The sequence below is a fragment of the Litorivita pollutaquae genome (assembly GCF_003205515.1).
Classification (GTDB): Bacteria; Pseudomonadota; Alphaproteobacteria; order Rhodobacterales; family Rhodobacteraceae; genus Litorivita; species Litorivita pollutaquae.
This window is the reverse complement of record NZ_KZ826484.1, coordinates 98,476-125,462: the sequence shown is the minus strand read 5'-3', so window position 1 is coordinate 125,462 and position 26,987 is coordinate 98,476. Positions and strand designations below refer to the sequence as shown.

At 57.2% G+C, this 26,987-nt stretch carries 25 protein-coding genes; 9 read left to right on the top strand and 16 right to left on the bottom strand.

Going from position 1 to position 26,987, the window contains the following annotated elements:
* Nucleotides 1–74 precede the first annotated feature (74 nt).
* Genes DI396_RS09200 through hslO form a run of 4 tightly spaced genes read right to left on the bottom strand, consistent with a single transcriptional unit; the run spans nt 75 to nt 4,103 of the window.
* Nucleotides 75–1,292 (bottom strand): class I SAM-dependent RNA methyltransferase, encoded by a 1,218-nt coding sequence (locus DI396_RS09200; RefSeq protein ID WP_110795918.1) that lies wholly within the window; start codon nt 1,290–1,292, stop codon nt 75–77.
* Between the two features lie 38 nt (nt 1,293–1,330).
* Nucleotides 1,331–2,488 (bottom strand): CCA tRNA nucleotidyltransferase, encoded by a 1,158-nt coding sequence (locus tag DI396_RS09195; RefSeq protein ID WP_110795917.1) that lies wholly within the window; start codon nt 2,486–2,488, stop codon nt 1,331–1,333.
* A complete protein-coding gene (locus DI396_RS09190) occupies nt 2,485–3,054 on the bottom strand; it encodes a CoA pyrophosphatase (RefSeq protein ID WP_110796044.1) in 570 nt (189 codons plus the stop codon). The genes DI396_RS09195 and DI396_RS09190 overlap by 4 nt, the downstream gene beginning before the upstream one ends.
* 44 nt (nt 3,055–3,098) lie before the next feature.
* The gene (gene hslO, locus DI396_RS09185) at nt 3,099–4,103 is read right to left on the bottom strand and encodes an Hsp33 family molecular chaperone HslO (RefSeq protein ID WP_110795916.1); all 1,005 of its coding nucleotides are present in this window, start codon (nt 4,101–4,103) and stop codon (nt 3,099–3,101) included.
* A gap of 140 nt (nt 4,104–4,243) precedes the next feature.
* On the opposite strand from hslO, the gene DI396_RS09180 reads away from it, so the two are divergent.
* Nucleotides 4,244–4,681 carry an NUDIX hydrolase gene (locus tag DI396_RS09180; protein ID WP_110795915.1) on the top strand — a complete coding sequence of 146 codons (438 nt, stop codon included), beginning with the start codon at nt 4,244–4,246 and terminating at the stop codon, nt 4,679–4,681.
* Nucleotides 4,682–4,768: 87 nt separating this feature from the next.
* On the opposite strand, the gene DI396_RS09175 is transcribed toward DI396_RS09180, so the two are convergent.
* Nucleotides 4,769–6,052, bottom strand: coding sequence for a PP2C family protein-serine/threonine phosphatase (locus DI396_RS09175; protein ID WP_235851804.1), 1,284 nt, complete (start codon nt 6,050–6,052; stop codon nt 4,769–4,771).
* A gap of 194 nt (nt 6,053–6,246) precedes the next feature.
* Between DI396_RS09175 and DI396_RS09170 the strand changes: the two genes are divergently transcribed.
* Nucleotides 6,247–6,579, top strand: a complete 333-nt coding sequence (locus DI396_RS09170; RefSeq protein ID WP_110795914.1) for an Hpt domain-containing protein — start codon at nt 6,247–6,249, stop codon at nt 6,577–6,579.
* Between the two features lie 54 nt (nt 6,580–6,633).
* Here the strand turns inward: DI396_RS09170 and ilvA are convergent, their stop codons facing one another.
* Together ilvA and DI396_RS09160 are read right to left on the bottom strand one after the other, a co-directional pair.
* On the bottom strand, nt 6,634–7,872 hold the full coding sequence (gene ilvA / locus DI396_RS09165) for a threonine ammonia-lyase IlvA (protein WP_110795913.1): 1,239 nt from the start codon (nt 7,870–7,872) through the stop codon (nt 6,634–6,636).
* A 68-nt stretch (nt 7,873–7,940) separates the two neighbouring features.
* Entirely contained in the window at nt 7,941–8,669 is a 729-nt protein-coding gene (locus DI396_RS09160; RefSeq protein ID WP_110795912.1) for a hypothetical protein, read from the bottom strand.
* Between the two features lie 138 nt (nt 8,670–8,807).
* Between DI396_RS09160 and DI396_RS09155 the strand changes: the two genes are divergently transcribed.
* Together DI396_RS09155 and msrA are read left to right on the top strand one after the other, a co-directional pair.
* On the top strand, nt 8,808–10,049 hold the full coding sequence (locus tag DI396_RS09155; protein ID WP_110795911.1) for an argininosuccinate synthase: 1,242 nt from the start codon (nt 8,808–8,810) through the stop codon (nt 10,047–10,049).
* Nucleotides 10,050–10,234: 185 nt separating this feature from the next.
* Nucleotides 10,235–10,900, top strand: a complete 666-nt coding sequence (msrA, locus tag DI396_RS09150) for a peptide-methionine (S)-S-oxide reductase MsrA (protein WP_110795910.1) — start codon at nt 10,235–10,237, stop codon at nt 10,898–10,900.
* Here the strand turns inward: msrA and DI396_RS09145 are convergent.
* Together DI396_RS09145 and DI396_RS09140 are read right to left on the bottom strand one after the other, a co-directional pair.
* Nucleotides 10,894–11,769, bottom strand: coding sequence for a ribokinase (locus DI396_RS09145; RefSeq protein WP_110795909.1), 876 nt, complete (start codon nt 11,767–11,769; stop codon nt 10,894–10,896). The two genes, msrA and DI396_RS09145, sit on opposite strands and share 7 nt — an antisense overlap.
* Before the next feature lie 18 nt (nt 11,770–11,787).
* Entirely contained in the window at nt 11,788–14,043 is a 2,256-nt protein-coding gene (locus tag DI396_RS09140) for an NADP-dependent malic enzyme (RefSeq protein ID WP_110795908.1), read from the bottom strand.
* Nucleotides 14,044–14,202: 159 nt separating this feature from the next.
* Here DI396_RS09140 and mutS point away from each other — a divergent pair, with 159 nt between their 5' ends.
* Nucleotides 14,203–16,827, top strand: a complete 2,625-nt coding sequence (mutS, locus tag DI396_RS09135) for a DNA mismatch repair protein MutS (protein WP_110795907.1) — start codon at nt 14,203–14,205, stop codon at nt 16,825–16,827.
* Between the two features lie 83 nt (nt 16,828–16,910).
* Here mutS and DI396_RS09130 read toward each other — a convergent pair whose 3' ends face one another.
* Together DI396_RS09130 and hrcA are read right to left on the bottom strand one after the other, a co-directional pair.
* A complete protein-coding gene (locus DI396_RS09130; RefSeq protein ID WP_110796042.1) occupies nt 16,911–17,471 on the bottom strand; it encodes a nucleotide exchange factor GrpE in 561 nt (186 codons plus the stop codon).
* 11 nt (nt 17,472–17,482) lie between these two features.
* Nucleotides 17,483–18,547: a heat-inducible transcriptional repressor HrcA gene (gene hrcA / locus DI396_RS09125; RefSeq protein ID WP_110796041.1), complete on the bottom strand. Its 1,065-nt coding sequence runs from the start codon at nt 18,545–18,547 to the stop codon at nt 17,483–17,485.
* Nucleotides 18,548–18,659: 112 nt separating this feature from the next.
* Here hrcA and rph point away from each other — a divergent pair, with 112 nt between their 5' ends.
* Genes rph through DI396_RS09105 form a run of 4 tightly spaced genes read left to right on the top strand, consistent with a single transcriptional unit; the run spans nt 18,660 to nt 21,484 of the window.
* Nucleotides 18,660–19,376, top strand: a complete 717-nt coding sequence (gene rph, locus DI396_RS09120; protein ID WP_110795906.1) for a ribonuclease PH — start codon at nt 18,660–18,662, stop codon at nt 19,374–19,376.
* On the top strand, nt 19,369–19,977 hold the full coding sequence (rdgB, locus tag DI396_RS09115) for an RdgB/HAM1 family non-canonical purine NTP pyrophosphatase (RefSeq protein ID WP_110796040.1): 609 nt from the start codon (nt 19,369–19,371) through the stop codon (nt 19,975–19,977). Before rph ends, rdgB begins: the two co-directional genes overlap by 8 nt.
* Nucleotides 19,940–21,127: a radical SAM family heme chaperone HemW gene (hemW, locus tag DI396_RS09110; RefSeq protein WP_235851803.1), complete on the top strand. Its 1,188-nt coding sequence runs from the start codon at nt 19,940–19,942 to the stop codon at nt 21,125–21,127. The genes rdgB and hemW overlap by 38 nt, the downstream gene beginning before the upstream one ends.
* Before the next feature lie 3 nt (nt 21,128–21,130).
* A complete protein-coding gene (locus DI396_RS09105; RefSeq protein ID WP_110795904.1) occupies nt 21,131–21,484 on the top strand; it encodes a YbaN family protein in 354 nt (117 codons plus the stop codon).
* Here the strand turns inward: DI396_RS09105 and DI396_RS09100 are convergent.
* The 5 genes from DI396_RS09100 to mnmE are packed head-to-tail and all read right to left on the bottom strand — an operon-like array spanning nt 21,474 to nt 26,962.
* Nucleotides 21,474–22,385: a ParB/RepB/Spo0J family partition protein gene (locus tag DI396_RS09100; RefSeq protein WP_110795903.1), complete on the bottom strand. Its 912-nt coding sequence runs from the start codon at nt 22,383–22,385 to the stop codon at nt 21,474–21,476. The two genes, DI396_RS09105 and DI396_RS09100, sit on opposite strands and share 11 nt — an antisense overlap.
* An 8-nt stretch (nt 22,386–22,393) precedes the next feature.
* Nucleotides 22,394–23,203 (bottom strand): ParA family protein, encoded by an 810-nt coding sequence (locus tag DI396_RS09095; protein ID WP_110795902.1) that lies wholly within the window; start codon nt 23,201–23,203, stop codon nt 22,394–22,396.
* Nucleotides 23,196–23,786 (bottom strand): 16S rRNA (guanine(527)-N(7))-methyltransferase RsmG, encoded by a 591-nt coding sequence (rsmG, locus tag DI396_RS09090; RefSeq protein WP_235851802.1) that lies wholly within the window; start codon nt 23,784–23,786, stop codon nt 23,196–23,198. Before rsmG ends, DI396_RS09095 begins: the two co-directional genes overlap by 8 nt.
* Nucleotides 23,787–23,794: 8 nt before the next feature.
* Complete coding sequence (gene mnmG, locus DI396_RS09085; RefSeq protein WP_204362824.1) at nt 23,795–25,672, bottom strand: tRNA uridine-5-carboxymethylaminomethyl(34) synthesis enzyme MnmG; 1,878 nt, start codon at nt 25,670–25,672, stop codon at nt 23,795–23,797.
* Between the two features lie 3 nt (nt 25,673–25,675).
* On the bottom strand, nt 25,676–26,962 hold the full coding sequence (gene mnmE, locus DI396_RS09080; RefSeq protein ID WP_110795899.1) for a tRNA uridine-5-carboxymethylaminomethyl(34) synthesis GTPase MnmE: 1,287 nt from the start codon (nt 26,960–26,962) through the stop codon (nt 25,676–25,678).
* Between the last annotated feature and the right edge of the window lie 25 nt (nt 26,963–26,987).

Below are 26,987 nucleotides of genomic sequence, written 5' to 3'. Positions count from 1 at the left end.
TGTTGTTTTGACCCGCTCATAGCAAACCCTGCGGAATTCGCAAAGCCCGAGCCGCAGCCACGCAGCAAGGTTTTTCACGCCCGGCGAAAGGCCGCCACAAGCTCCACATGCGCAGACCAGCGGAACTGGTCGATCACCTGCACCCATTCCATGACATATCCCGCATCAATCAAGGCCTTGGCATCACGGGCGAAACTGACCGGATTACAGGATACGAATGCGATACGCGGCACCGTTGCGGCGCATAATTCAGCCACCTGCGCCTCGGCACCGGCGCGCGGCGGATCAATCACCGCCACGTCAAATTTTTTCAACTCGTCCGGCATCAACGGACGGCGGAACAAATCGCGCGCCTCATGGCTGACTTTCTTGAGCGCCTGCGCACCGCGCCACCCGCGATCCAAAGCCGCGACCATCGCTGCATCGCCCTCAACTGCGTGCACCTCGGCACCTTCCGCCAATGGTAAGGCAAAGGTGCCGCATCCGGCAAACAGGTCGACCACCTGCGCGGCATCCCCAACGATTTCGCGCACCGCCTGCACCAACGCCGCCTCGCCGGCATCTGTCGCCTGTAAAAATGCACCTGCGGGCGGCACGACCAACGCGCGACCAAAGGCCTGACGCGGCGGACGACGGGTGGCGATCGTTTCATCGTCCCATGTCAGCCGTGCCAAATCATATTGCTCGGCAATCGCGGGTAAGCCAGTCCGCAAGACATCATCAACCGGCTTACCGCCCGTGACCGCAATATCCGCCCCATCCACCGAGCGCGTGACCATCACCGTCATCTCGCCCTTGCGCGATCCGCCCAGCACCGCCAAAGCCTCGGCAGCGGGACGCATCGCCATCACATCAGGGTGCAACAGTTTGCAATCCGGGATCTCGATCACAAGACCGGAAGCCCGCGCATGAAATCCCGCCATCGCGCCCTTTTTGGTGCGTTTCACCGAAAATCCAGCGCGCCGGCGGCTTTGCGGCGGCGAGGTTTTGATCGGGCGGAATTCGGCTTCCAATCCCTGTGCCTCCAAGGCGCGGCGCACCACGTCAACCTTCCACTGAGCAACGAATTCATCGCTGGCGTGCTGCAACTGGCATCCACCGCAGGATTTGAAATGCCGGCACGGTGCCGCAACACGGTCCGCCGACGGCGTGACAATACGCATATCAGTCAACCGCGTGCCGACTGCCGTCCCTGTGACCACCTCCCCCGGGAGGGTCAGGGGCGCAAACAAGGGGCCGGCGGCAATGCCATCACCTTGATGGCCCAATCGTTGGATTTTATATTCGCTCATCCGCTCCGCATAGCGCGCAAACCCGTGCCGCGAAAGCCCTAAGCGCCCAGCAACGCCGCACGAGAGAGCGAAAACCCTGATGCGATCCACCGCGTTTCAAGCTCCGCCAAACGCGCGCCCAATGCCGCGCCTTGCAGGTCTGGCATCAAATCCCGCGCCCTGACCGGAAACTCGGCCTCTGCGCCGCCTTGCGCAGCGCTCATAGCCGAATGATCGAATGGGCTTTCGAACGTGGCCGCACGCAACAACAAAACATCGCGGGCCATATCCACACCCATCCGATACCCCATCTCGCCCCCGTCCATCATCGCGCCAATCGCATCGCGCAACCGGATCAACCGCGCCGCTTCGGCTTTACTAAGCCGCAACTGCGTCTCTGGGGCGCCGCCCAATACCGCCAAGCGGCGCATCGGATCCGGCGCGGCCCCTACGTCCGCTTCGATATGCACGAGCAAAGACAGGCTACGGTCGTCACACCCTTCAAGAACACGCGCCAAAACGCCTGTGCTGCGCATCGCGGCGACGGCTGGCGCGGGATCCGGTGCTGTCAGTAGTTTGCGCAATTCGGATGTCACGCGTTCCGCCGACAGGCCCGCAAGACCATCAAGATGCACCGCGATCGCAGCCAAGGCATCGGCATCCATTCCCGCATTTGCATCACCATACCAAGCATGAAACCGGAAAAACCGCAGGATGCGCAAATAGTCTTCTTCAATGCGCGCGGAGGCATCATCGATGAACCGCAGGCGCCGCGCGACCAGATCGGCCAACCCACCAAGTGGATCAATCACCGTGCCGCGCGCATCACAATACAGCGCATTCATGGTGAAATCACGGCGATGTGCATCTGCTTCGACCGTCTCGGCAAAGGCGACAACGGCCCGGCGACCATCGGTTTCCACATCGCGGCGAAACGTAGTGATTTCATGCGGGATACCACCGTGGATGACCGTCACCGTGCCATGCGCGATTCCCGTGGGCACGACGCGAAAACCGGCGGCCTCGGCCAATTCCATCACCCGATCAGGCCGCGCATCGGTGGAAATATCAATATCCGAAACCGGCGCACCAATCAGCGCATTGCGCACGCATCCCCCCACAAACAAAGCCTGATACCCGGCGCCTTCCAACATCGCGCATACCGCCTGCGTGGGTGCGGCGGTCAACCACTCTGCGCCGGCCAGCTCTAAGCTCATTCGCCCATCCGGTCCGCGAGGCTGCGCAAGACCCGCGCCGTTGCACCCCAAATATAATAGGGCCCATAGGGCACAGTAAAATACTGCCGCAATGTCCCGCCCCAATATCGTGATTGCACAACGAACCGTGCCGGATCCGCGACATGCGCCAAGGGCACCTCAAATACCACCTCGACTTCGCCCGCCTCGGGAACAGGCACAAAATTCTCGGTCACCCGCGCCAAAACCGGGGTCATTAAGAACCCTGTTCCGGTCTCATGGGTGGGCAAAACCCCCAAGACGTCCACCTTGCGGCGTGTCAATCCGATCTCTTCTTCCGCCTCACGCAAAGCCGCGTCGATTGCATCGCGATCACCTGGGTCTTGCTTGCCGCCGGGAAAGGCGATCTGCCCCGGATGATGTTTGAGATGCGACGCGCGTTTTGTCAGGATCATCTGCAACCCGTTCGCCCGCTCGATCAGCGGCACCAAGACACCGGCTGCGCGCAACTCCCGCCCGGGGACCCGTGTCGTCGAATCGAAGTCGAAATCCGACGACGGGACTGCCGCCCGGTCCAGCGCCCGCATCACCGGCGCGAAAATCGCAGGACGGTTGTTGCTGGCGCCATCGTTCACGACGAAGGACCTTCGGGGGGTATCTCGGCCTCGAAGCCGACGGTTTTCGGGTCGAGATCATAATGCGCCGAGCAAAACTGGCAATCTGCGGTGACGCGGCCCTCGGGCGTGGTCATCTTTTCAATGTCCTTTGCCGAATAGATCGACAGGCTCTGCCGCACGCGCTCCTCAGAACACGAACACCCAAAGCGCACCGATTGCGCGTCGAACACGCGCGGGCTTTCCTCGTGGAAGAGGCGCACCAGAAGATCCGTGGGCGGCACGCTCGGGCCGATCAATTCCAGATCCTCGACCGTATCGAGCAAGATATTGACCCTGCCCCAGTTTTCTTCGGCGTTGCCCTCTACCAAATCCGCAGGGCGCAGCAACCCACCATCGCCCGTCCCTTCACCTGCGGCAACGAAAGGCGATGCTTTTGGCATATGTTGCAACATCATGCCGCCCGCACGCCAATGTTCGTCCCCGCCCCTTTCCGTGGACCGCCCGAAGGACAGCGAAAATCGCGTTGGCAATTGTTCCGATTGCGCAAAATAGGCCTCGGCACAGGCGGCAAGCGATCCGCCATCCAGCGGCGTGATGCCTTGGTAGGGCTGCGTGCCCTCGTCACCTTGGTTGATCAGAATGGCAAAATAGCCTTCTCCCAATTGCGCAAACGGCTCTGCATCGGTCAAGCGGTCAGCATCATAACTGGCATAAGCGCGAATACGGGCGGCGCGGCCTTCATCGTCGGGACCATAATAATCCGTGGCGATCATGCGCACCGCGCCTTTGGTTTGCACCTGAAGCGACAATTTCCACCGCACTTTGATCGCTTGTCCGATCAAAGCAGTCAACAGCGCCATTTCCGCGACCAATGCCTCGACCTGCGCGGGATAGGCGTGTTGTTTGAGAATGCCATCAAGCACCCCGTCCAGCCGCGCAACGCGGCCACGAATATCTGCATTGTCGAGCTGGAACGGCAATACCGTGTCGTCCCAAGCGAGTTTGGTTCCGAGTGTCATGGGGTTTCCTTCAAGGCCTTGGCTTGGCATACCGCGACTATATAGTCTCGACAAGGTGCGGGCCAAGGGGTGCGCCCCATGAAACGCAGGGTTCATATGGGCAAATATGCCCGATCACATGAGTAAAGTGAGGAACAATCATGATCAGACGCTTTGGCGAGGCCCCCGAAACCGGACGCAATTACATCCACCGCCCCGGCGTCTATGCAGTGCTGGCGCAGGGCGATGATGTCCTGCTGACCCATCAATCCAAACCCTTTCCTGACCTGCAATTGCCCGGTGGCGGTATCGATCCGGGCGAAAGCCCGCTGCAAGCGCTCTATCGTGAAGTTCTCGAAGAAACCGGATTTTCGATCGACCGTCCCCGCCGTATTGGCGCGTTTCGCCGGTTCACGTTCATGCCGGATTACGAGATTTGGGCCGAAAAACTGTGCACCGTCTATATCGCCCGTCCGGTGCGACAGATCCATGAACCCACCGAACCGGGACATTTGGCGATCTGGATGCCCGCGCGATTGGCGGCCTGTGAGCTTGGCAATGCCGGCGACCGCCATTTTCTTGCGTCTTTGCTATTGTGACACAACACACCCCAAATCGCGGAGGGGTGGCCCCATGCGACCCGGACATCGGCGATAGATACATTAGCACGGGCCATATTGCGGCGCCTAAACCTCTGCGCTGCCTTGATACTCCAGCAAGATCGCTGACACATCGTCGGGAAAATCCTTGCCCTCGGCAAACTCCGTCAGCTTCCAGATCAACGCTTCAAGAAGGTTGGTGCCCCCCACATCCTTGAGATTATGCAGCAGCCCCTCTAACCCGTCTTCGTCCAGAAGGTTGCCCTGGGCATCAGGACATTCCACCACCCCATCGGACAGGATCAGCAACCTGTCGCCAGGGTTCAATTGGCGCTCGAATTGCTCAAAACTTGCGCCTTCGATCAACCCCACCGGCAATCCGCCCGGCCCACTTTGGTCAATCGTACCATCGGCACGCTGCACCACCGGATGCGGATGCCCGGCCTGCGCCATCACGACCCGCCCCGTGGTCAAATCGACATCGGCCAAAAGCAGCGTGAAATAGTGTTCTGTCTCCATCTCGTCGAGAACCAGTTGGTTCAACTTGGCGATCACCTCTTCGGGCGGCAATGGCGCATAGCTGCCATCAGGTTGCTTTTGCATCGCAACATTTTGCTCGGGCGAGGAAGAAGACAGATATCCGGCCAATCGCGCCGTCATCAAGGCCGAGCTGATCCCATGCCCCGAAACGTCGATCCCATACAGTCCGATGCGATGTTCGCTGATCGGGTAAAATCCGACCAAATCGCCCCCCACATGACCCGACGAGCGCAGCAATAGAGACACATCCGCCGTGCCAAAATTGCGATGCCGCTCCGGCACAAGGCTTTGCTGCAGCTTTTTGGCCTCTAATAAATCGCTGTCGAGAGAATCGTAAAGCGCCTGCAATTCATCCAGTGTCTCGGTGATCAACCGGTTCTTCTCGGTCAACTCCCGTTCCATACGCAAAATCCGCTCGCCGGCAGTGATTCGCGCCCGCAGTTCGCTGGCGCTGACGGGTTTGGAGAGGAAATCATCCGCCCCGTTGTCCAACCCCTGTGCCACTTCGCCTTTTTCGGATTTCGATGTCAGGAGAATAAAGTAGCCATAGCTTTCGCGCGCCATCGCGCGAAATTCCTGACAAAACTCAAGCCCGTCCATCCCCGGCATCATCCAATCCGACACCACCAAATCCGGCGGTGCCTTGCGGCAGATTTCCAAGGCTTCAACGCCGGACTCCGCCTCCCAGACCTCAAACCCCCATTTGTTCAACGAGGCGCTGAGGATGCGGCGTTGCAAACGGCTGTCGTCCACGACCAACACACGTTTGATTGCGCACTCTTTTGGGGCGATGTCCGACACGATGATGTTGGTGTCCTGTGCAGCTGTCACGCTTGATCCTAAGTGCCGCAGAGCGCGACTTTGCTTCGTTACAGAACAGCGATACCGCCTTAGGATTTAACAAGCCGTGAAATAGAAAAATTGATCAAAATCTGATCGGTCTGGGTGGTTCCCCCTGCGGACATGTATGGGATATTAACCTTTATCGCCTTCACTATAAACAATGACGACTCAGAGGACAGACCATGATTGATTGGGCCCGCGTAACCGAATTGCGTGACGAAATTGGCGACGAAGATTTTGCCGAAGTGGTAGACTTGTTTCTTGACGAGGTCGGCGAGGGCGTCGAGCGGCTTCGTCCGTCATTGGATGCTGGCGCGCTTGAATCAGAATTGCATTTTCTCAAGGGCAGCGCCTTGAATCTCGGATTTATGGATTTTTCCAAACTCTGCGAAGCAGGCGAAAAAAGCGCGGCAGCCGGTCAAACCGAGGGCATCGACCTCGGGGCGATATGCGATAGCTTTGCAAAGTCCAAATCAACCTTTGAAGCCGAATTACGCAAGCGACTTGCGGCCTAGCCGACCCTATGAGGCCGCTGACAAGCATCCTCGATGCTTGCCGACTGCATCCGGCTAAATCAAGAATTGCGCCAAAATCTCGTCATTGGTTATGTCTTGATAGGTAAAATGCGCCGCGTCCAACGCTGCAAACAACCGGTCAAAATGCGCTGAATCCACCGTTTCGATCCCGATCAACACCGACCCGAAGTTGCGCGCTGATTTTTTCAGATACTCAAACCGCGCGATATCATCATGCGGCCCCAGAATCCCAAGAAATTCCTTCAGCGCGCCGGGCCTCTGCGGCAGGCGCAAAATGAAATATTTCTTTTGCCCCGAATAGCGCAGAGCCCGCTCTTTCACCTCTGGCAAGCGTTCAAAATCGAAATTCCCGCCCGAGGTGACACACACCACGGTTTTACCCCGAATACTCTGCGCAATATCGCCCAGCGCATCAATTGCCAAAGCTCCCGCAGGTTCCAAAACGATACCTTCGACGTTGAGCATCTCAAGCATCGTGACACAAATTCGATCCTCCGGCGCGGCAAGGATATCGCGCGGGTCGATGTCCTTGAGCCGCTCAAAGGGCAGCGCCCCGATCCGCGCCACAGCCGCACCATCAACGAAACTGTCGACTTTACTCAAAGTCTGCGGCGCGCCGGCCTTCACCGCTGCAGAAAGGCTCATCCCACCCATTGGCTCGACAAAGCTACAAGATTGATCCGGTCCCAGAACTGACCGCACTCCCGCCGCCAATCCACCGCCGCCGACAGGCAAAACAATGTGATCCGGCCTGCGGCCCAATTGATCGAGCGTTTCAATCGCAACGCTGGCCTGACCTTCGATCACATCGGCATCATCAAAGGGCGCAAGGAAATACCCGCCTGCCTCAGCACACCATGTTTGCGCCGCACCGAGAGTGTCATCGAAGTAGTCGCCAACCAGCCGGATTTCGACCGCGTCCCCGCCAAAAATCCGCGTTTTGTTGACCTTTTGCGCCGGAGTCGTCACCGGCATAAAGATCACGCCTTTAACGCCGAAATGGCTGCACATATAGGCCACGCCCTGTGCGTGATTACCGGCGCTGGCACATACGAACACCGCTTTATCGGGATCATCCGCCAAAACCTTGCGCATCGCATTGAACGCCCCGCGCAATTTATACGACCGCACCGGCGTCAGATCTTCGCGCTTGAGCCAAATATCCGCGCCGAAACGTTCGCTCAAATGCGCGTTGCGTTGTAAAGGCGTTGCGTCAAACACAGCGCGCATCTCGGCGGTGGCCGCACGGGCCTTATCGGTAAAGCTGTCCATGCAATATGAAGTGGCGCAAGCATCCCGTCAAAGCAAGAGGGCAAGGGGCCGTAAATACGGCTCAGATATCAATCCAAAGGCCGGCCGTCGATGAAATGACCGTAAATCGTGCTGAGAACACTGACGCCGAGGAGGATCGAAAACACTTGAAACAGGATTTGGACGAGAGGTCCGATCAATGGGACAGATCCCAAAAGCGTCAGGATTAAACCAATGACTGCACCGAAAATGCTGAGTGCAATGAACAGGCCCACAAAGGTGCCCACATGCCCCTTGGTCGCCGCCCACGCTTGCTTCAACGAAAGCCGCTTTCCAATAGCAGCCGCAGGAAGGATTGGCGAAAGACGATAAAACAGCACAGTGGCAAGCGCATAGAGCACGAGGAAAACCGCCACACCCAAGGCACCCCCATCCCCGCTCGCCGCAGTAAAGATCACGAGCATGGCGGGAATAATAACCACCAGCATCGCCAAACCCAACAACAGGCCGTGGCCAAAATAGCTGCCGATCCGGTCAAGCTTGATCGCGGGCACCCAGCCGGTCGGGTATTCAGAAAGCAAAATGAACCTATGCCATGCCACGGCGATCCACAGCCAGATCACAAAAATGATCAACGTTCCCACGAAGAGAAACGGTGAATATTGATACGTTCCGACAACTTGGGACGCCAGCGACCCAAACATCAAAAAGGAGACGCCCAGAGCGATCAAGCACGGCACCAATACAATTTGCATCGCCGCTTTACGGTTATTGACGACCAGATCAATCGCCTTGGCAAAAATCTTAAATCCCGACATCTTTAGTCTCCTCACACACGTTATTGGCGAACCTGCCCCATCGGAACCGCAAAGAAAAGGTCCCGAACAGCCCAATCCCTTGCCCTGCGGTAAAAAAAGCGCTATCGGCGCAGCGATATCCGATGAAGGGAAACCCATATGTCCGCGCCCAAAAAATTTGCCCCGAAAAAGGTTGTTCTGGCCTACTCCGGCGGTCTTGATACCTCGATCATCCTGAAGTGGTTGCAAACTGAATATGGTTGCGAGGTCGTCACCTTCACCGCCGATCTGGGCCAGGGCGAAGAATTGGAGCCCGCGCGCGCCAAGGCAGAGTTGCTTGGTATCAAACCCGAGAACATCCATATCGAGGACATCCGCGAAGAATTCGTGCGCGATTTCGTCTTCCCGATGTTCCGCGCCAATGCCCTGTATGAGGGCCTGTATCTGCTCGGCACCTCGATCGCGCGGCCGCTGATCTCCAAACGTCTGGTCGAGATCGCCGCCGCTTGCGGTGCCGACGCGGTCGCCCATGGCGCCACCGGTAAGGGCAACGATCAGGTACGGTTCGAATTGGCCTGCTACGCGCTCAACCCCGATATCAAAGTGATCGCTCCCTGGCGTGAATGGGATTTGACCTCGCGCACCCGCCTGTTGGAATTCGCCGAGAAAAACCAGATCCCCGTCGCCAAAGACAAGCGCGGCGAAGCGCCCTTCTCGGTCGATGCGAACCTTTTGCACACTTCCTCCGAGGGCAAGGTTCTCGAAGATCCGGCCGTGGCCGCGCCCGATTACGTTTACCAACGCACCGTCGCGCCGGAAGACGCGCCGAACACGCCCGAGTTTATCGAGGTCGGATTTGAACGCGGCGACGCCGTGTCGATCAACGGCGAAGCGATGAGCCCCGCAACGATCCTGACCAAGCTGAACGAATTGGGCGGCAAACACGGCATTGGCCGTTTGGATTTCGTCGAGAACCGTTTTATCGGCATGAAGTCCCGCGGCATCTACGAAACACCCGGTGGCACCGTTTTGCTCGAAGCGCATCGCGGCATCGAACAAATCACCCTCGACAGCGGCGCAGGTCATTTGAAAGACAGCCTGATGCCCCGCTATGCCGAGTTGATCTACAACGGGTTTTGGTTCTCGCCAGAGCGCGAAATGTTGCAAGCCGCCATCGACAAGAGCCAAGAACACGTCACCGGCACGGTGCGGTTGAAGCTCTACAAAGGCGCGGCAACCACCGTTGGCCGCTGGTCCGATCACTCGCTCTATTCCGAAGCGCATGTCACCTTCGAAGACGATGCGGGCGCCTATGATCAAACCGATGCGGCAGGCTTTATCCAATTGAACGCGCTGCGGCTCAAGTTGCTCGGTGCACGGGATCGCCGCCTCAAAGACTAGGCTTTCGCATGATTAGAGACTATTTCGCCCCCTGCATGAGTAATGCGGGGGGCTTTCTTTTGGGGCATTGCGCGCAGTAAATTCCACTCACCTCTGCGTGACATGACTGACATGGGGATTGGCAGAAGGCCCTGCCCCGCGCCACAGTCGGAAAAACACACCCTAATCCCGCGCGGAGGTACGCCATGCCAAACGTCCTAGACCATATCAAACCCCTTGCCCTATCGGCGCTGATCGGATTGGCGCTCTTGCTGCAATCCACCCGCGCCCAAGCCGCAGGCAGCGAAACGCTTGTTGTTGCAGGCGGATGCTTCTGGTGCGTCGAAAGCGATTTCGAGAGCGTCAAAGGCGTAACCTCCGCCGTTTCGGGATACACTGGCGGCACCACCGAAAACCCGACGTATAAACAAGTTGGTCGCGGCGGCACGGGGCACTATGAAGCCGTAAAAATCACATTTGACCCCACACAGGTCAGCCGCGCATCCCTGCTTGATCTGTTCTTCCGTTCGATTGACCCAACCGATGCCGGCGGTCAATTCTGTGATCGCGGAGAAAGCTACCGCTCGGCCATTTTCGTCTCTAATTCGGCGGAAAACGCCGTCGCAGAGGCCGCAAAATCCGAGGCACAATCGGCACTTGGCAAAAAGATCGTCACCCCGATCCTGAATGCCAAAACCTTCTATAACGCCGAGGACTATCATCAAGATTACTACAAGGGCAGCAATTTGGTCGTGACCCGTTTTGGTCCGATCAAACAATCCAAAGCCTATAAAAAATACCGCGAGGGCTGTGGCCGCGATGCGCGCGTCAAACAGCTTTGGGGCGATGCCGCGCCCTTTGTCGGTCACTGATTTTTCAAAAACGCGTCAACCTCTGCGCGGGCGGGAATGGCATCTGCTGTTCCGGCCCGTGTGACCTTAAGAGCCGCCGCCGCTGTGGCCAATTGCATTGCGTCCTGCGGCACCATCCCTTCGGCCAAACCCGCCGCAAGATACCCTGCAAATGTATCGCCCGCGCCCGTGGTGTCCTGGACCGCAACCTTCAGTGCGGGCACGGAAAAATGCGCGCCGTCGCTTGATTGCCAAAGCGCGCCCTGCGCACCGCGCGTCGTCACCATATCCGGTAGGGGGACCTGCGCATCGGTCAACCCCAGGGCAAAGCGCAAATCGCGCGCCTCCCCCTCATTGACCAGCAGCAGCGACACAAAAGGCAATATTTCACGCACAGTGCCCGCATCGAAGGGCGCAGCGGAGTAGATTACATTTAGACCCCGTTCCTGCGCAAAACGGGCGGCATCGACGGTTAGGTTGGTTTCGTTTTGCAACAAGAGCACATCGCCGGTTTTCGCCTGCGCCAAGGCCGCCTCGACCTGCGGCATCGTCAATGCGCGATTGACCCCTGCGAAAACCACAATGGAATTTTCCCCGTCTGCGTCCACATTGATGATCGCATGACCCGACGGCGCATCCAGAATTACAACATGGGTACAATCCACGCCGAACTCCGTCATACGGTCGCGCATCCAGACACCGTCCGACCCGACGGCGCCAATATGCACAACACGCGCCCCCGCCCGCGCCGCCGCAACCGATTGGTTCGCGCCCTTGCCGCCAAGGCCGGTGGAATAGTCACTGCACGCGATTGTTTCCCCCGGCTGCGGCAACTGCGGCAGCCGGTAGAAGTGATCGGCATTGATCGAGCCAAAGCTATAGATGGTCATCGGTATCCCCTTGCGGGATCAGCCGACCTTGCACGCCGCCAGAACCGCCATATTCAAAATGTCATTCACCGTCGAATTAGACGAACAAATCTGGATCGACGCGTCAACACCTGCGAGAATCGGACCGATCACCGTCGCGCCGCCCATTTCCTGCATCAATTTGACCGAGATCGAGGCCGAATGCCGCGCCGGCACCACAAGGATATTCGCGGGGCCCGTGAGGCGCGAGAAGGGATAGGCTTCTTGTGCTTTCACATTCAGCGCCACATCTACGGTCATCTCGCCTTCAAACTCGAAATCAACGCCGCGCTCTTCCAAAACCTTTGGCGCGACATGCATTTTATGCGCCCGCTCCGACACCGGATAACCAAAGGTCGAGAAGCTAACGAAAGCGACGCGTGGCTCTAATCCAAGGTGACGCGCCACATCGGCGGAACGTTCGGCAATCGTCGCCAAATCGTATTCGTCGGGCCATTCATGCACCAACGTATCCGAGATCAAAACAATCCGGCCGTTTTGCAACAGTGCCGTCACGCCCGCCGCACCTTGATGGGCTTCGGCGTCAAACACATGATTGATCCGCTCCAGAACATGCGCCGATTTGCGCGTCGCGCCGGTCACCAAACCATCACCATGCCCGTGCTCAAGCATCAACGCTGAAAACACATGGCGGTCGCGCGCGGCCAAACGGTGGATGTCCTGGCGATCATAACCTTTGCGTTGAAGGCGCTGGTAGAGGAACTCTTTGTACTGGGCCAAATGGCGCGTGTTTGCAGCGTTCACAACCTCAAGCTCGCGCACCGCTTCGGGCAAACCGACAGCGGCAAGTTTTGCTTTCACGTCCGCCTCGCGGCCAACAACCAGCGCTTTGCCTAGGCCAGACCGCTGATACTGCACCGCCGCCCTCAACACCCGAGGGTCATCGCCTTCGGCAAAGATCATTCGCGCTTGGGCATTGCGGGCACGAGCGTGGATGCCTTGCAAGATCGATGCTGTTGGGTCCATCCGTGATTTCAATGAAATCTCGTAAGCATCCATATCAATGATAGGGCGACGCGCCACACCCGTTTCCATGCCCGCCTTGGCGACCGCAGGAGGAATCCGATAGATCAAACGCGGATCAAACGGCGTCGGAATGATGTAATCACGGCCAAAGCTCAGTGAGCGGCCATAGGCCAAAGCCACCTCATCCGGCACATCCTCGCGCGCCAATTCGGCCAAAGCTTCGGCGCAAGCGATCTTCATCTCGTCGTTTATGGCACGGGCGTGAATATCAAGCGCCCCGCGGAACAGGTAAGGGAAGCCCAATACATTGTTCACCTGGTTCGGGTAATCGGATCGGCCGGTGGCGACAATCGCATCGGCGCGCACGGCGTGGGCCTCTTCGGGGGTGATTTCGGGATCAGGGTTCGCCATGGCGAAAATCACCGGATTGTCAGCCATGCCCTCAATCATCGCGGGGGTCACCGCCCCTTTGACCGACACACCAAGGAACACATCCGCGCCCTTCATCGCATCTTCAAGCGTGCGCGCATCAGTCTTCGCCGCATGGGCGGATTTCCATTGGTTCATGCCAGCGGAGCGCCCTTGGTAAATCACACCTTTGGTATCGCACATAATACAGTTGTCGTGCCTTGCCCCCATGGATTTGAGCAATTCAAGACAAGCGATCCCCGCCGCGCCCGCACCGTTCAACACGATCCGCACATCTTCGATTTTCTTGCCCGAAATATGCAGCGCATTGATCAAACCGGCGGCACAAATCACCGCCGTGCCATGTTGGTCGTCATGGAAAACCGGAATATCCATCTCTTCCTTGAGGCGCTGCTCAATGATGAAACACTCCGGCGCCTTGATATCTTCAAGGTTGATACCGCCAAAGGTCGGGCCCATCAATTTGATCGCCGCAATCAAGGCTTCGGGGTCTTCGCTGTCCAATTCGATGTCGATGGAATTCACATCGGCAAAACGTTTGAACAAAACTGCCTTACCCTCCATCACCGGCTTTGAACCCAACGCCCCGAGGTTACCAAGACCCAAAACCGCCGTGCCGTTCGAAATCACCGCCACAAGGTTGCCCTTGTTGGTGTAATCATAGGCTGTTTCAGGGTTGGCTGCGATGGCTTCACAGGGCACCGCAACCCCGGGGGAATAAGCAAGCGACAGGTCGCGCTGCGTGCTCATCGGCACGGTTGCCGTTATCTCGAATTTCCCCGGTGTGGGTTCAAGGTGAAAAGCGAGCGCCTCTTCAGCGGTGACTTTATTTTTTGACATGTGCGGCTCTGTTCCTATCTGGGCTTGCGCCTTCTACACGCCATCGTGCCGCGCCTCAACAACTTCGCGCTTTGGGCTTTCGCGCGCGCGCGCCTGCGTTTAGGTTTCGCCGGAACACTGTGATGGGGGACGAGCGTGAACACGGCTGCGGTAACGCCAATGATGGCGCAATATCTGGAGATCAAAGAACGGCACAGCGATGCACTCCTGTTCTACCGGATGGGTGATTTCTACGAAATGTTTTTCGATGACGCCGTGGCCGCCGCCGAAGCCCTCGACATCGCGTTGACCAAGCGCGGTAAACATTTGGGCGAAGATATCGCCATGTGCGGGGTGCCGGTGCATTCCGCCGAAGGCTATCTTCTGTCGCTCATCCGCAAAGGATTTCGCGTTGCCATTGCCGAGCAACTCGAAGATCCCGCCACCGCCAAAAAGCGCGGCGCCAAATCGGTGGTCAAGCGCGATGTCGTGCGCCTTGTGACGCCCGGCACCCTGACCGAAGAAAGCCTTCTGGAAGCCCGCCGGCACAATTATCTTGCTGCGCTTGCCGTGGTCCGCGACGATGCGGCGCTGGCTTGGGTTGATATCTCCACCGGTGCGTTTCACGTCACGGCGCTGCCACCTGTTCGGGTCGGCCCCGCACTTGCGCGCCTGATGCCTGCGGAACTTTTGATCAACGAAGCGGTAGATGGCGATTTAGCCGAAACAGTCTCTGAATCCGGCGCTGCAGTCACCCCCATTTCGCGCGCCTCCTTTGACAGCGCAGCCGGTGAGAAACGCCTTACATCTCTCTTTGGAGTCGGCTCCTTAGAGGCATATGGCCAATTTACCCGTGCTGAAATTTCGGCCATGGGCGCAATCGTCGATTATCTCGACCTGACGCAAAAGGGAAAGCTGCCGTTGCTGCGCCCACCGCTGCGCGAAGCAGAAGCGCGGATGATGCAAATTGACGCCGCCACGCGTCGCAATCTGGAGCTCACCCATGCGCTGTCCGGTGGCCGCACCGGATCGCTATTGGCCGCGATTGACCGGACCGTAACGTCGGGCGGTGCGCGGCTGCTTGAACGGCGCCTGTCCTCCCCTTCCCGCGTTTTAGATGTGATAACCGATCGCCATGATGCGATCGGTTTTACGCTGGAACAGTCTCGATTACGTATGGATTTACGCGACAGCCTGCGTAAGGTGCCCGACCTTGATCGTGCCCTGTCGCGTCTGGCGCTCGACCGTGGCGGGCCGCGCGATCTGGCATCCATCCGCAATGGGTTGGAGCAAGCAGAAGCAATCAGTGAAACCCTTTCTGGCGCCGCCTTGCCGACGTTACTGCAATCTGCCGCACAGGATCTGACAGGCCACGACACGCTCATCGAATTGCTTGGACAAGCGCTGATCGCCGAACCGCCACTTTTGGCCCGCGACGGCGGTTTCATCGCCGAAGGCTTCGACACGGAATTGGACGAAAGCCGCAAATTGCGCGATGAAGGCCGCAGCGTCATCGCAGCAATGCAAACCGAATATGCCGAAATGACCGGCATTTCGACGCTGAAAATCAAACACAACAACGTGTTGGGGTATTTTGTCGAAGTGACAGCAACCCACGCGGAAAAGATGCTGTCCGAACCTCTGTCGGACAGCTTCAAGCATCGCCAAACTACCGCCAATCAAGTGCGCTTCACCACCCCGGCATTGACCGAAATGGAAACCAAAATTCTCAACGCCGGAGGGCGGGCGTTGGAAATCGAAAAACGTCTCTATTCCGGCCTAAGAGAGGCAATTTTGGAACAAGCCGCCCGGATCAACGCGACCGCTCGCGCCTTGTCGGAATTTGACTTGGCCGCCGCCTTGGCGGATCTGGCGCAGGGGGAAAATTGGTGTCGCCCAGAAATGGACAATTCGCGCGATCTGGTGATCGAGGGCGGGCGTCATCCGGTGGTGGAGCAAAGCCTGCGCGCGCAGGGCGGCGCGCCCTTTGTCGCCAATGATGCCAATCTCGTACATGGCGGCGACGGGGCGCATATCTGGCTTCTGACCGGTCCAAACATGGCCGGTAAATCGACCTACCTGCGGCAAAATGCGTTAATCGCACTGCTTGCGCAAATGGGCAGCTTTGTCCCGGCCCGCACCGCGCGCATCGGTTTGGTCAGTCAACTCTTCAGTCGCGTCGGGGCCTCGGATGATCTGGCGCGCGGGCGCTCGACCTTTATGGTCGAGATGGTTGAAACCGCCGCGATTCTCAACCAAGCAGATGATCGGGCACTTGTTATCCTTGATGAAATCGGGCGTGGCACCGCGACTTATGACGGGCTTTCGATTGCTTGGGCAACGCTTGAACACCTGCATGACGCCAACAAATGTCGTGCCTTTTTCGCCACGCATTACCACGAGATGACAGCGCTTTCGGCAAAATTAGCCGGCGTCGAAAATGCCACCGTAACCGTCAAGGAATGGGACGGCGATGTGATCTTCCTGCATGAGGTGATCAAAGGCGCGGCAGATCGCAGTTACGGCGTACAAGTGGCAAAACTGGCCGGATTGCCCGACAGCGTGGTTGCCCGCGCACGTGTGGTTTTGGACGCGCTGGAAAAGGGCGAACGCGATGGCAGCGGCGCCAAACGCGCCGTCATCGACGACCTGCCGTTATTCTCGGTCGCCCCACCGCCGCCGCCCGCAACCAACGGACCATCGGAGGTCGAAAAACGTCTGGCAGAAATGCATCCCGATGACATGAGCCCCCGCGAGGCGCTGCAAATGCTGTACGAATTGAAAGATGCCGCAAAGACGGAATAGAGCCAATGCCACCGCAGCAGGATCAAAAACGCCCGCACCTCTGTTCGAGGGCGGGCGTTTCACGTTGAACAAGGCGTCAAAGATCAGGCGGGCGTCGACGACACCCCAACCTGCGCAGGACGCAGCAAACGGTCGTGCAACATAAAGCCTTCGGCGGCAACCTGAATGATCTCGCCGGCTTTGGTGCCCGGCACCGGCGCTTCGAACATTGCCTGATGCACCTGCGGATCAAAGGAATCACCCACAACCGGCGTGATCGGTACGATCCCGTGCTTTTTAAACACCGAAATCAATTCACGCTGGGTCAACTCCACACCCTCGAGCAATGCGGCGGACACCTCGCGTTGCTCGTCGGTCGCGGCCTCAAGCGCGCGCTTCATATTGTCATAGACCGGAAGCAAATCGCGGGCCAGTTTCGACCCACCATAGTTTTCGGCCTCGCGGCGGTCTTTGTCCGACCGCTTGCGCGCATTCTCGGCATCCGCCAAGGCACGCATAAAGCGGTCTCTATATTCGTCCCGTTCGGCCCGTAGCTCGTCGAGCTCAAGCGCTTCGTCATCAATTTCGGCCATTTCCTCGGCATATGCTTCGGCTTCGGCATCATCAATGTCATCTAGAAAATCGTCGTTCTTGGGCTCTGCCATCTTATCCACCTTTACCCGCGGTCGGAGAGGATCTTTCCGACCATCTGCGCCGTGTAGTCCACAATCGGCACGATCCGTCCATAATTCAGGCGCGTGGGGCCAATGACCCCGACCGCGCCAATGATCTTTCGATCAGCGTTCATATAAGGACTCACCACCAAAGAGGAACCCGAAAGTGAGAAAAGTTTGTTCTCTGAGCCAATAAAAATGCGCACGCCTTCGCCATCTTCAGTCAGTTCGAGGAATTCTGCGATATCACGCTTGCGTTCAAGATCGTCGAACAAGGTTCTGATGCGCTCGACATCCTCATCGCGCCCTTCGGTATCAAGCAGATTCGACCGGCCACGCACGATAAGACGCTCGTTCCGGTCGCCGGCATTCTCCCAAACCGCAAGACCGGAGGCGATCAAATCATGTGCCAGCCGGTCGATCTCTTGCCGGCGCGCGGCGATTTCTTTGCCGATTACCGTTTGTAGATCGGTCAACGTGCGGCCGCTGACAATCGCATTGAGAAAATTCGCGGCCTCGCGCATCGAGCTGGGCGTTTGGCCAACCGGCGGAACAAACACCCGGTTTTCGACATGGCCATCACCAAACACCAAAACCACCAAGGCGCGGTCATGCGCGAGCGAGACAAATTCGATATGGCGGATTGGTGCTTCGTGTTTCGGGGTCAGTACCAAGGAGGCCCCATGGGTGACGCCCGATAAGGCCGTGCTCACGCGATCCAAAATACCGGAAACATCGGACGAGTTGTCATCCATAGTCGCATCAATTTTCTGGCGATCACCACTCTCTAGATCGCCCACCTCCAACAACCCATCGACAAACATCCGCAGCCCCTGCTGCGTGGGAACACGGCCGGCGGATATATGCGGGCTATCGAGCAACCCGAGGTATTCCAAATCTTGCATCACATTGCGGATCGTCGCCGCCGAGACCTTTTCGCTCAGCGTGCGTGACAACGTCCGGCTGCCCACTGGCCCGCCGGTTTCCAGATATCCCTCAACCACGCGACGAAATACTTCGCGTGACCGTTCGTTCATCTGTTCAAATATGCCTGCACTGTCTGTCATCAGCTCCTCGATGCTTGTCTTCATTAAAGATGACCAGAGCGAAAGGTCAATCGGGGTTGCTTTTGCGCCTCGGCCCCTTGTATCCCCTGCATAACAGCAAAGGGGAATAACCATGCGGCCTTCGGGAAGAAATTTAGACCAAATGCGCGATGTGTCCATCGAAACCGGCGTGACCAAACATGCCGAAGGGTCTTGCATGATCCGCATGGGTGACACCCATGTTTTGTGCACCGCAACCATCGAAGACCGCGTGCCGCCGTTTATCAAGGGCTCTGGTCTTGGCTGGGTTACCGCAGAATACGGCATGTTGCCCCGTTCGACCACCAGCCGGATGCGCCGCGAGGCCGCCGCCGGAAAACAAGGCGGCCGCACCGTCGAAATTCAGCGTCTGATTGGCCGCAGCTTGCGCGCTGGCGTGGACCGCGTCGCGCTGGGTGAACGTCAAATCACCGTCGATTGCGATGTGATCCAAGCCGACGGCGGCACCCGCTGCGCGTCGATCACCGGCGGATGGGTGGCTCTGCGTCTTGCGGTGAACAAATTGATGAAAACCGGTGCGGTAATCTCTGATCCTTTGGTTGATCCGGTCGCTGCGATTTCCTGCGGGATCTATGCTGGACAACCAGTGCTTGATCTCGACTACCCCGAGGACAGCGAAGCCGGCGTTGACGGCAATTTCATCATGACCGGCACCAAGAAATTGATCGAAGTGCAAATGTCCGCCGAAGGCTCGACCTATTCGCGCGATCAGATGAACCAATTGATGGATCTTGCGGAAAAAGGCGTGACCGAATTGGTTGCCGCGCAAAAGGCCGCAGCAAGTGCGTAAGTTTGACGGTCAAAAACTCCTCGTTGCAACCCATAACAAGGGCAAGCTGTCCGAAATCACCGAACTGCTTGCGCCTTTCGGGATCGAAGTGGTTGGGGCGGGTGACCTTGGATTGCCCGAACCCGAGGAGACCGAAACAACCTTTGTCGGCAATGCCCGCATCAAGGCCCATGCTGCGGCGCAGGCCACCGGCCTGCCCGCCCTATCCGATGACAGCGGTATTGAAATCGACGCATTAGGTGGCGCGCCGGGGGTTTATACCGCCGATTGGGCCGAAACAGAGACGGGTCGCGATTTTGTTATGGCGATGACCGTAACCCATGACAAACTCCTGGCATCAGCCAAACCCAAACCGTGGACCGCGCGGTTTTGCTCGACCCTGGTGCTCGCATGGCCCGACGGGCACGACGAAGTATTCGCCGGTAAAATGGACGGCCAAGTCACATGGCCCATGCGCGGCGACAACGGCCACGGATATGATCCGATTTTTATCCCCGAAGGGTACGACATAACCTTTGCTGAAATGGCGTCGGACGAGAAAAACCGCATCAGTCACCGCGCCGATGCCTTCGCCAAATTGGTCGCGGGCTGTTTTGCCTGACGATTGGCAACAGGGGGGCTTTGGCCTCTATCTGCACTGGCCCTTTTGCCAGGCCAAATGCCCCTATTGCGATTTCAACAGCCATGTCGCGCAGCATATCGATCAAACGCGATGGCTGAATGCCTACCTTGCGGAGATCGACCGCTACGCCGCACAAACCCGAGGCCGCATCCTGACCTCGGTGTTCTTTGGCGGCGGCACGCCCAGCTTGATGGATCCCGATGTCGTTGCGGCGATCATCGCACGGATCAAATCACATTGGCCTACGGCAAATGATTTTGAAATCACGCTAGAGGCCAATCCAACCTCGGTCGAAGCGGGCCGTTTTTCCGGTTACGCCCAAGCCGGTGTTAGCCGCGTTTCGATGGGAATTCAGTCTCTAAACAACCGTGATTTGCAAAAACTGGGCCGCCGCCACACGGTTGAAGAGGCCTACAAAGCCTTTGACATCGCGCGCAACCATTTCGACCGCGTCAGTTTTGATTTGATCTATGCCCGGCAGGACCAGACACTGCCTGAATGGAAGCGAGAACTGACCCAAGCTCTCGACCTCGCCATAGATCACCTATCGCTTTACCAGCTCACGATTGAGCAAGGCACCGCCTTTGGTGACCGATATGCGATCGGGAAGTTGCGTGGCCTTCCTGCCGATTCCCTTGCCGCCGACATGTATGACGCCACTCAAGACATCTGTGGCGCGGCCGGTTTGAGCGCCTATGAAGTCTCTAACCATGCCAAAGACGGTGCAGAATCGCGGCACAACCTGATCTACTGGCGCTATGGTGACTTCATCGGCATTGGCCCCGGTGCGCACGGAAGGCTGACCCAAAACGGGATCCGTTACGCTACGGATACGGTGCACAACCCCGCGATCTGGCTCGCACAAGCCGAAGAACACGGTGGTGAGTTGAGCCGAACCGCGATTGACCCCGTGGATCAAGCCGGTGAATACCTGATGATGGGACTTCGTTTATCCGAAGGGATCGACACCGATCGCTACGCGGCCCTCGCAGGTGAAGGTTTAGATCCGCAAAGCTTGCAGCACCTGCAAGACATCGGCATGATCGAGGCTCTCGGGCGGCGAATTCAGACAACGCCCAAAGGGCGCCTGCTCCTGAATGCGGTGCTTGAAACATTGCTTGCGGGGTAAAAAATGCGATTGCTCTGGGTCGTCGGCGGGCTGATCTCGATGGCCATTGGCATCATGGGTATCGTCTTGCCCCTACTTCCAACGGTGCCGCTATTCCTGCTTGCGGCGTTTTGCTTTGCCCGCTCATCAGAACGATTGCACAACTGGCTTCTAAGCCACCCCAAGTTTGGCCCGCCGATCGGAGACTGGCAATCCACGGGCGCAATATCCCGGCGCGGCAAACAATTGGCGACCCTATCAGTTGGCTTGGCCTTTGGATTGTCGGTTGCCTTGGGCGTTGCAAATTATATTCTTATCATTCAAGGCATTGTCCTAACTGCTGTGCTTATTTTCCTATGGACACGGCCTAACGCGTAGCGCTCAAAATCCGGCAAAGTTCATCCAGCTCATCAAGCGTTTCATACTTGATCACCAATTGCCCTGCATCCGCGCCGCTTTTGTGATCAACCGACACCTTCATCCCCAAAGCCGCAGACAAGTCGCCCTCAAGCGCCCGCGTGTCGGCGTCTTTTTCAACCTGCGCTGAAACCGTTTTCTGCGGCCGCGCGCCAATCTTTGGCGCACCGGCCTGCCTAGCCAGCCGTTCGGTTTCACGCACGGACAAGCCGTTTTTAATGACCTTTTTAGCAAGCCCGACGGGATCATCGGATGTAATCAACGCTCGGGCATGACCCGCTGAAAGCTGCCCTTCGCGCAGATAAACAAGCACTTCATCGGGCAATTGTAGCAACCGCATGAGGTTGGCGAGGTAGCTACGGCTTTTGCCCAACGCCTGCGCCAGTTTTTCTTGCGTGTGCCCAAACTTGTCCATCAACTGACGATAGCCCATCGCCTCTTCTACTGGATTTAGATCCGCGCGTTGGATATTTTCAATGATCGCGACTTCGAGAACCTCGGTATCATCAAATTCGCGCACCAAAACCGGAATACGGTGAAGTTGCGCCATCTGAGCGGCACGCCAGCGACGCTCTCCCGCGACGATTTCAAACTCACCGTCGCCATGCGGACGCGGCCGCACGATCAGCGGTTGGATGATACCTTTTTCCTTGATCGAAGCCGCAAGTTCTTCAAGCTGCTCCGGGGTGAAATGGCGCCTCGGCTGATCTGGATTCGGAACCACTTTTTCAATTGGCACCATCATATCAGGGCTCTGCACTACACCAGATTGAGCGTCAACTGCTGGATCGACCACTACATCTGCCATAAGCGCCGACAAACCGCGGCCTAACCCCCGGCTCTTTTTCATCTTCTCACTCATAAGGCCCCCTATGCCGCGACCGGCGCATGTTGCGTTAATAATTCAGCCGCCAGCGCTCTATATGCAGCAGCTCCTTTTGAATTTGAATCATAGCTCAGAACCGGAACCGAATAGGAGGGCGCCTCGCTGACCCGCACGTTGCGTGGGATAATCGTTTGAAAAACGAGATCGCCAAGATTGTCACGTGCATCCATTTCTACCTGCTGAGACAAACGGTTGCGGGCGTCATACATCGTCATAACGATCCCTTCGATGCGTAGCGCGGGATTGGCCGCCTCGCGCACCTCGCGGATGGTCAACATCAATTGCGACAGACCTTCCAATGCAAAAAACTCACTTTGAAGTGGCACAAGAACCGAATGTGCCGCGACCATCGCGTTCACAGTCAACAGGTTCAAAGACGGCGGGCAATCAATCAATATATAGTCGAGTTCAAACGCGTCCATTGCCGTTTGCCGCAAAGCGTCATGCAATAAAAAGCTTCTTTTTTCGTTTGAGATCAAGTCGATGTCGGCCGAGCTAAGGTCCACTGTCGCCGGAATAATAAATAGACCGTCGCTGCTCGTCGGTAAAATTACATCATCAAGAGGCACATCTTCGAGCAGCAATTCATAAGCGGTATAGTCACGCGCCTCCGGATCGATTCCCAATCCAGTGGAAGCATTGCCTTGCGGGTCCAGATCAACAACCAAAACCCGGCACCCGCGTTCCGCCAAGGCCGCGCCAAGATTTATAGTCGTGGTGGTTTTGCCTACGCCACCCTTTTGATTTGCGACGGCAATAATTCGGGGGCCATTCGGCCGCGACGGGTCAGACACGAGAGATTTCTCCGATTCGCAAAATCGCAGCGCCCGCCTCGATTTGGCTGGGCACGGCTTCAACGCTAAACTGCCACTCTTCGCGGGCCGCTTCCACCTCTTTTTCCCAGTTCACTCCCTTTGGGAACAAACAGATGCCCCCTTCAGCGAGGTGCCGCATCGCAAATCCAAGGAGGCCCGACAGATCCGTCAATGCACGTGCAGACAGAACATTAGCCGATTGTGGAGGTGCGATTTCGATTCTCTCCTGAATCACCTCACCGGACACGGAGGTTTCGCGCAATACCGTCCGCAGAAATGCGCATTTCCTCTGGTCGCTTTCAATCAAGGTCACCTGATCTACACCTATATCAGACGCCATAAGGGCCACGACGAGGCCCGGGAAACCGCCGCCGCTGCCCAGATCTACCCAATGTTTCACCGGGTGATGTATGGCCTGTGCAACTTGAATTGAATCCCGGATATGGCGCTCCCACAGGTGCTCAAGCGACGCCTTCGATACGAGGTTGATCTTTGGATTCCACTTTTCGAGAAGTGACGCGTAGATCTCAAGTCGTTCCAATGTTTCACGTGAAACATTCATCGCTGGCCTCATGCTGTTTTGCTCCGCTTGATCTGCCGCAGCTTGGACATCAAGAGAGTGAGCGCCGCCGGCGTCATGCCCTCAATGCGCGCCGCTTGTGCAAGATTTCCAGGCCGCGCCTTCGCGAGCTTAATCTTTTGCTCGCTGGTCAGCCCGTCAATTTCCTCATAAATAAGTCCTGCGGGAATGATTTGTGCCTCATCACGCTTGATGGCATCAACATCGCGTTGCTGTCGCTCGATGTAATTCGCATAAAGGGCATCTTTCGCAAGCTGGTCGCCGATCTCGGCGTCAATCGACGCAAGACTTTCATCCAAGCGACACAAGACATCAAACCCAACCTCCGGCAAGGAGAGAAGCTGAAATCCCGTGCGCCGCGCCCCATCCTGGGCAAGGGACACACCTGTCTTAGCAAGTTGCTGTGGTGTATATGTTTTTTCCGACAACAACCTAAGGCCCTCGGAGAGCCGTGAGGATTTATTCAAGAATACCCGGCGGCGCGTTTCACCGACGCAACCCAACTCGATTCCGACCGGTGTAAGTCTTTGGTCGGCATTGTCCGCGCGCAATGACAGACGAAACTCCGCGCGCGACGTGAACATACGATAGGGCTCTGTCACGCCTCGTGTAATGAGATCATCAATCATCACGCCAATATAACTCTCGGCACGGCTAAAATGATAGGCATCGCGGCCCGAAGCGCTGAGAGCGGCATTTAGTCCTGCCACCATGCCCTGTGCGGCAGCCTCTTCATATCCGGTGGTGCCATTTATCTGCCCCGCCAAATACAGACCTGGAACTTTTTTGACCTGAAGCGCCGCATCCAACGCCCGCGGGTCTACGTAATCATATTCAATTGCATAGCCAGGTTGCAGGATAACCGCCTTCTCGAGCCCAACAATCGAGTGAATATAGGCCTGTTGCACATCCTCGGGAAGAGAGGTCGAGATCCCGTTCGGATACACCGTGTGATCGTCAAGCCCCTCTGGTTCGAGAAAAATTTGATGAGATTCTTTGTCTGCAAAACGGACAATCTTATCCTCAATCGAGGGGCAGTATCGCGGACCAACGCCGGAAATATGCCCGCCATACATCGCCGATCGTTCGAGATTATCACGGATGATGCGATGCGTTGCTTCATTTGTATGTGTGATCCCGCAGGAAATTTGCTTTACAAACGGAGCCTTCGACATAAACGAGAACAGCACCGGATCATCATCCGCTGGCTGGCTGTCCAGTGCGTCCCACTCAATGCTGCGACCATCCAGACGCGGCGGTGTCCCCGTCTTTAACCGACCAAGAGGAAGATCAAAGCTGTCAATCCGCTCCGCCAGCTTCACTGAGGGTTTATCACCCATCCGTCCGCCCGGGCGAGACACATCACCAATATGAATCACACCCCGCAAAAAGGTTCCCGTGGTGAGGATCACGGCTGCACTGCTGATTTCGCGACCACCGTCAAGCAAGACGCCGCGAACGTGGCCGTCCTCAATCACGAAATCAATGGCTTCGCCTTCGATAATTTCTAATCCGTCCTGCGCTTCGGTAAAGGAAAGCATAGTTTCGCGATAGATCTTTCGATCCGCTTGAGTGCGTGGGCCTTGCACGGCGGGGCCTTTACGGCGATTCAGCAACCTAAATTGTATGCCGGCGCGATCCGCGACCTTACCCATAACCCCGTCTAATGCGTCAATCTCTCGCACGAGATGGCCTTTGCCAAGTCCGCCAATAGCAGGATTGCACGACATCACGCCAATGCCATCCCGTTTCAAAGTCAGAAGCGCAGTGCGGGCGCCCATACGTGCAGCGGCATGTGCTGCCTCCGTACCGGCGTGACCGCCGCCAATTACGACTACGTCAAAATCAAAATGTTTCACGTGAAACACTCCTCACTTTCCGAGGCAAAAGCTGGAGAATATCTCGTCCAGCAGGTTCTCCACATCAATACGTCCGACCAGAGATTCCAAAGCCCGCACAGAGCTACGCAATTCTTCAGCCACAATGTCCGACTCTTCGAAAGCCGACGCAATATGGGCTTCAGCGGCCATTAACGATTCGTCTGCACGCATCATAGCGGAACGATGCCGGGCACGCGTGGCAATTCCGACATTTAGCGTGCGCGCCGACAAGACAGAACCGATCTGCGAAACAAGGTCATCCACCCCCTGACCGGTGACACCGGAAATCGCCCCGCATGTCTCGCCGGATAGGTCGGCCTTCGCCAACATAACAATGTCGTCCGGTTCTATCGACAGCTCGGGCATCTCACCCCGATGGATCAGAAAAACCCGCAAATCGGCTGCTTCGGCACGGGCGCGCGCGCGCGAAATGCCGATCGCCTCAACGTGATCTTCGGTTTCACGCAAACCCGCCGTATCCAAAAGCGTCACAGGCAATCCGGCAATATCCATGCGCACTTCGATAACATCGCGCGTCGTACCAGCGTATTCAGAGGTAATTGCCGCATCACGTCCAGCAAGACGATTCAATAAGGTGGACTTTCCAACATTCGGCGCGCCGACAATGGCCACTTCAAACCCGCTACGAATACGTTCAGCAGCCGCAACGCCCGCGATTTCAGTGGCCATGGATGCCCGAACACGGGTCAAAAGCGTGGTCACCTCCGGAGATACATCGACAGGAACATCCTCATCGGCGAAATCAATGGTCGCCTCGAGAAGCGCCGCCGCTCGGATCAAATCTCGCCGCCATTCTTCAGCTTTCGACCCTAATTCACCTGAAAGCACGCGTAATGCCTGTTTGCGCTGCGCTTCGGTTTCCGCATCGATCAAATCGGCAAGACCTTCAACCTGTGCCAAATCCAACTGCCCGGACGCCAAAGCCCGGCGGGTAAACTCGCCTGGCTCGGCAAGCCGCAAATCAGGTAGTTCCGAGAGCACCCGCATCACCTCAGCAACGACAGCCATGGAGCCGTGAAGCTGCAGCTCGACGACCTCTTCACCAGTAAAGCTCGCCCCTTCTGCAAAACAAAGCACCAGCGCCTCATCAAGCATAACACCATCCGGCCCGGTTAACCGCCGCAATCCCGCCACCCGCGGTCGGGGCAAACCACCCGCAATAGAACCCGCCGCCGCGAAGGCTGACGGTCCGGATATTCGGATCACTGCAACGCCAGCTTTGCCCGCCGACGTTGCCAAGGCGAAGATCGTGTCCACTACATAACCTATTGTTTTCGTGCGA

Excerpts from the sequence above, each read along its gene's own strand:
- DI396_RS09200 (WP_110795918.1), bottom strand. The coding sequence starts at position 1,292 with ATGAGCGAATATAAAATCCAACGATTGGGCCATCAAGGTGATGGCATT.
- DI396_RS09195 (WP_110795917.1), bottom strand. The coding sequence starts at position 2,488 with ATGAGCTTAGAGCTGGCCGGCGCAGAGTGGTTGACCGCCGCACCCACG.
- DI396_RS09190 (WP_110796044.1), bottom strand. The coding sequence starts at position 3,054 with ATGCGGGCGCTGGACCGGGCGGCAGTCCCGTCGTCGGATTTCGACTTC.
- hslO (WP_110795916.1), bottom strand. The coding sequence starts at position 4,103 with ATGACACTCGGAACCAAACTCGCTTGGGACGACACGGTATTGCCGTTC.
- DI396_RS09180 (WP_110795915.1), top strand. The coding sequence starts at position 4,244 with ATGATCAGACGCTTTGGCGAGGCCCCCGAAACCGGACGCAATTACATC.
- DI396_RS09170 (WP_110795914.1), top strand. The coding sequence starts at position 6,247 with ATGATTGATTGGGCCCGCGTAACCGAATTGCGTGACGAAATTGGCGAC.
- ilvA (WP_110795913.1), bottom strand. The coding sequence starts at position 7,872 with ATGGACAGCTTTACCGATAAGGCCCGTGCGGCCACCGCCGAGATGCGC.
- DI396_RS09160 (WP_110795912.1), bottom strand. The coding sequence starts at position 8,669 with ATGTCGGGATTTAAGATTTTTGCCAAGGCGATTGATCTGGTCGTCAAT.
- DI396_RS09155 (WP_110795911.1), top strand. The coding sequence starts at position 8,808 with ATGTCCGCGCCCAAAAAATTTGCCCCGAAAAAGGTTGTTCTGGCCTAC.
- msrA (WP_110795910.1), top strand. The coding sequence starts at position 10,235 with ATGCCAAACGTCCTAGACCATATCAAACCCCTTGCCCTATCGGCGCTG.
- DI396_RS09145 (WP_110795909.1), bottom strand. The coding sequence starts at position 11,769 with ATGACCATCTATAGCTTTGGCTCGATCAATGCCGATCACTTCTACCGG.
- DI396_RS09140 (WP_110795908.1), bottom strand. The coding sequence starts at position 14,043 with ATGTCAAAAAATAAAGTCACCGCTGAAGAGGCGCTCGCTTTTCACCTT.
- mutS (WP_110795907.1), top strand. The coding sequence starts at position 14,203 with ATGATGGCGCAATATCTGGAGATCAAAGAACGGCACAGCGATGCACTC.
- DI396_RS09130 (WP_110796042.1), bottom strand. The coding sequence starts at position 17,471 with ATGGCAGAGCCCAAGAACGACGATTTTCTAGATGACATTGATGATGCC.
- hrcA (WP_110796041.1), bottom strand. The coding sequence starts at position 18,547 with ATGACAGACAGTGCAGGCATATTTGAACAGATGAACGAACGGTCACGC.
- rph (WP_110795906.1), top strand. The coding sequence starts at position 18,660 with ATGCGGCCTTCGGGAAGAAATTTAGACCAAATGCGCGATGTGTCCATC.
- hemW (WP_235851803.1), top strand. The coding sequence starts at position 19,940 with ATGCCTTCGCCAAATTGGTCGCGGGCTGTTTTGCCTGACGATTGGCAA.
- DI396_RS09105 (WP_110795904.1), top strand. The coding sequence starts at position 21,131 with ATGCGATTGCTCTGGGTCGTCGGCGGGCTGATCTCGATGGCCATTGGC.
- DI396_RS09100 (WP_110795903.1), bottom strand. The coding sequence starts at position 22,385 with ATGAGTGAGAAGATGAAAAAGAGCCGGGGGTTAGGCCGCGGTTTGTCG.
- rsmG (WP_235851802.1), bottom strand. The coding sequence starts at position 23,786 with ATGAATGTTTCACGTGAAACATTGGAACGACTTGAGATCTACGCGTCA.